This is a genomic window from Pelatocladus sp. (assembly GCF_059505505.1).
Genome location: NZ_JCACKS010000158.1, coordinates 1 through 4321, shown reverse-complemented (window position 1 = coordinate 4321; position 4321 = coordinate 1). Strand labels below are relative to the sequence as shown.

The window sequence follows — 4321 nt, the reverse complement described above, 5'->3', positions numbered from 1 at the left end:
TATGGGGATTATCTTTTTACTTTTTACTTTTTACTTTTTACTTTTTACTTTTTAAATCTTGCATCTACCCCATATTACGCCTGAGAATCAATTTGTGGGCTGTATAGCATAAGTCCGTGTAAATGGACTCAAATACTTTCCTAGTCAGATAAATCTGACTTTAGCTATTAGTCAATAAAATTATTTATTGGCGGGATGAAAAGCTAGTGCAAGAGATGAATATACCTAATTGAAAATAGAAATAAAATCCAATATTTAAGTATTTTCAGTATTTAATCTAAAATAATATGCCATTTTGGCATAACAAACAAGATTTATTTTTATACATTATAAATAAGAACTTAGACACACTATTTACCTAGTAAATTAACATCCAGGAGAAAGTAAATGAATAATTATTTATGATCTTATTTTTTAATAGGCGAAATTATCAAACAGTACAGTTAAGTTAGTAAAATTAGAGTATTGACTCTCTCACTAAATATTATTTGCCCAGGCTTGGGTTAATCAAAAACTTAACTGAACTTCTTGAATTACTAAGAATAATTCTTACCTAAAGCTGTTACTACTGGTGGTTATTTTTCTGTTCAAGTCTAAATATTACTTACAAGAGTTACAACATTGTGGTGGATGTTGCTTCCTCGGAAATAAGTTAATACTTAATACAACTAAGTAACAGAAAAATAAAAAGTAATAGTTAGATCATTTTTGTGGCTGGTAGGATTTATAGCTATATTTCGCTTCTCTTCCAAAAATCCTAATCCTCCCTGTTAGGGTTATACCTAGTTTTAAACTTGCTCTTTAAACAACAAATAATCACTGGGAGCTATACAAATCTTGTAGGCTTCCATTTTTTTATTAGTGATAAAGAAATCAGTGGGAATCAACAGAACGCCAGTTACAGAAATTCGGTGGAAAAGCCCACTCCAAGCTAGGTATGGGATGAGCTTAAGAAATGTAAATAGAATTAAAATTTTTGCTCATGACCAATGATCAATGAAAAGTTAAAAGCGCCAAGGAGTATAAAGCCACTACCCGACGCTTAGAACATTGTGAGTTTTAGTTTGCTGGGAGCCTTTAAATTATGTTGACAGTCGCTTCGCTCCAAGTTAAAAGTTAAAAGTTAAAAGGCACTCATAAAAAACTTCAGTTGTGGGTATCAAGCCCACTTAAACACTCATAATTTTACCGAGACACGTAGTGCAAGGTAAAAGGTGTCCTTTTTTCAAGCCCACAGATTTATCAGTGGGAATCTTTCTTTTTACTTTTTACTTTTTACTTTTTACTTGTTTTGACTCCTTTTAAATATGATTGTTTATATTCAGGGTCTTTATATCAGCTGACCCCGTTTGAACAATTCTTAGTTTTGCAGAAAATTTTGTTTTTTTTGATTTCCTCATATTTTTTTTATTTTTTATCTATTTGTGTTTCCGGTTATGTATTAATGTTAAGTTTTCAAATCAAAGTACTGATGCTTTCATATACATTATTTTAGCTTAGGATACACGGTACTAAGCGTGTTTACGGGAGGTTTATGTAGTACAAGAGTATAGATATTCTCTACAAGAAAGGCGATCGCTTGCCATATTCGTAGGCGATCGCTTAATCTAAATGTAACTAAAACTGTGCTAGTCATAAACGCTCAAATGCTTACCAATAAAAGCTTTTAGTCTTTGATTTTCTTGTGATCTTGGCTGAGTTTGCAAAACAGAAATTAAATTTTGCATGGGAACTCAGCTGCAAAAGAGCATGTCATCCGCTATAGTTTTGCATGTGTTTAGTAAATGATATGGCTGCAATTGACACATTTCTAAACATGCGGTAAATCAGCACATCACAAACGTTATAAATAAATCATGAAACATCAGGGTTTTCCTATTCAACAAAAAAATATTCGCTCTCTTGTTGGTAAAAATCTTTGCATTACTATGCAATTACCTGTAGCAGTCACCACTTTGTTTTTACTATCTAGTAGTTCTCTGCTTTTGCCTGTTGTGGTAAATGCTGATACTACTCAAATAAACAATCAGAATACAAATCAAACAGGAAATCAGAATACTACTCAGATCAAAATTCAGAACACAACTCAAACGGGAAATCAGAACACAACTCAAACAGAAATTCAAAATACAACTCAAGGAACACCAATTCCTGTTACAGGAAATATTGTTTACGTTAATCCTACCAGTGGTTCAGATAGCGCTGGTGCTGGTACATCACAAGCACAGCCCTATAAAACTATTACTTATGCTCTAAGTCAAGCCCAATCAGGTACAACTATTCAACTAGCGCCTGGTACTTATAACAAAGAAAGTGGAGAAGTCTTCCCACTTACAATTAAGCAGGGTCTGACCTTACGAGGCGATCAAACTACCAGAGGTCAAGGGGTATTGATTGTTGGTAGTGGGAAGTATGTCAGTCCGACATTTGCTAGTCAAAATGTGACTATCAAGACTGAAAACAATAGCACAATTTCAGGAATCACAGTTACCAACCCAGATAGCCGTGGTACTGCTGTATGGGTAGAATCAACAAATCCCACAATTACCAGCAGTGTATTTACAAATAGCGTCAGAGATGGCATTTTTGTCACGGGTAAAGGTACTCCCACCATCGAAAACAACATCTTTGTCAAAAACACAGGTAACGGAATTTCTGTCGCTAAATCTGCTGCGGGAGTCATTCGGAATAACGTGTTTGAAGACACTGGCTTTGGCTTGGCGATTGGTGGTAGTTCTACACCTTTAGTAGAAGGAAACCAGATTATTGGCAACCAAGACGGTATTTATGTCAATGACACAGCCAAACCAATCCTGCGTAAGAATATCATTCAGGGTAATAAACGGGATGGTGTGGTAGCAACCGTCAATGCTGCACCCGACCTGGGTACAAGCAACAACCCTGGTGGTAATCTGATTCGTAGTAACACTCGCTATGACCTCAACAACGCCACCAAAACTATTAAAATTTTGGCTGTTGGTAACGATATCGATACCAAGAAAATCGCTGGTTCAGTTGAATTTGTCGCTTCTAGTGTTAACGTAGCAACTGGCAATTTCAAAGATGTTACAGCTACTTATTGGGCTAAACCCTACATTGAAGCTTTAGCAACTAAGAATATTATTGCTGGTTTCCCTGATGGGACTTTCAAACCCAATGATCCTGTAACACGCGCTCAATTTGCTGCGATCGTCACTAAAGCCTTTGCTCAAACTCAACCCAAACGCGAAGCTACTAACTTCAGCGATGTAAATAGTAAATTCTGGGCTTATGATGCCATCAGAAATGCGTATAGATTGGGTTTTGTCTCTGGTTATCCCGATCGCACCTTTAAACCACAACAGCAAATTCCGCGAGTACAGGCGCTTGTCTCCTTATCCAGTGGTTTGAATTTAACTGCAAATAACCAAAATGTGCTTTCCTTCTACTCAGATGCTGGCCAAATTCCTAGTTATGCTACTAATCAAGTAGCAGCAGCAACTGCAAAAGGGTTAGTAGTAAATTATCCAAACGCTAAACAACTAAATCCCAACCGTCAAGCAACTAGGGCAGAAGTAGCAGCTTTTGTTTACCAAGCATTAGTAAACGCCGGACAAGTTCAAGCTGTTTCCTCACCTTATTTGGTGACAGTACAGTAGAAGGATTGGGGATTGGGGATTGGGGATTGGGGATTGGGGATTGGGGATTGGGGATTGGGAATTAAGGATTAGTAATTTAGAAAAGTATCAATATCCTAAATTACTTTTCCCCGATCCTTTTTCCCTAATCCCTTTTCCCCGATCCCTTTCCCCCTTCCCAGCGCCACAAAAACACGGCTACAGCAATAACTCCGAGTTGTAGTGCAAAATTGGGTAAAGCTGTCTCAAGATTGCGTCCAGCTAAGACTTGAAAAAAGAAGATAAATGCACCAATAAAACCCGAAGCACCAGCAGCGATGTAAATAAATTTACGTATGTTGCCATAAGGAGCTGCGATTTCTGCTTTGAGACGAGCGTATTGTTCTGGATTAACTGAGCTTTGGGACGGTCGGTTTTCCGGGTTTGGTTGTACCATGAGATTAAATAGGCTATAATTACAGACTGTTTGTGCCGATGTGGCTCAGTGGTAGAGCACTCGATTCGTAATCGAGCGGTCGCGGGTTCAAATCCCGCCATCGGCTTTATCGAAACAATAAGGTATGCAGGCTACAGCAAAGGCTTTTGTTCTGCATACCTTAATTATTTAAATACACTCAAATATGCTTGAATATACTTCTATATATATTTAATTTGGGTGCGACTCTTTTAGGAAGACGGTGTATTATAGAAGACTAATACATGAC

General features: G+C 37.1%; 3 protein-coding genes and 1 tRNA gene. 2 read left to right on the top strand and 2 right to left on the bottom strand.

What is annotated here, in order from left to right; genetic code table 11:
- Window positions 1–1486: 1486 nt before the first annotated feature.
- The gene (locus tag AC5JMK_RS13105) at window positions 1487–1636 is read right to left on the bottom strand and encodes a hypothetical protein (protein WP_495910284.1); all 150 of its coding nucleotides are present in this window, start codon (window positions 1634–1636) and stop codon (window positions 1487–1489) included.
- A gap of 220 nt (window positions 1637–1856) precedes the next feature.
- On the opposite strand from AC5JMK_RS13105, the gene AC5JMK_RS13100 reads away from it, so the two are divergent.
- Window positions 1857–3638 carry a DUF1565 domain-containing protein gene (locus AC5JMK_RS13100; protein ID WP_096676461.1) on the top strand — a complete coding sequence of 594 codons (1782 nt, stop codon included), beginning with the start codon at window positions 1857–1859 and terminating at the stop codon, window positions 3636–3638.
- Between the two features lie 124 nt (window positions 3639–3762).
- Here AC5JMK_RS13100 and AC5JMK_RS13095 read toward each other — a convergent pair whose 3' ends face one another.
- The gene (locus AC5JMK_RS13095) at window positions 3763–4053 is read right to left on the bottom strand and encodes a DUF3493 domain-containing protein (RefSeq protein ID WP_096676459.1); all 291 of its coding nucleotides are present in this window, start codon (window positions 4051–4053) and stop codon (window positions 3763–3765) included.
- A gap of 34 nt (window positions 4054–4087) precedes the next feature.
- Here AC5JMK_RS13095 and AC5JMK_RS13090 point away from each other — a divergent pair.
- Window positions 4088–4159, top strand: a tRNA-Thr gene (locus AC5JMK_RS13090).
- Window positions 4160–4321 lie beyond the last annotated feature (162 nt).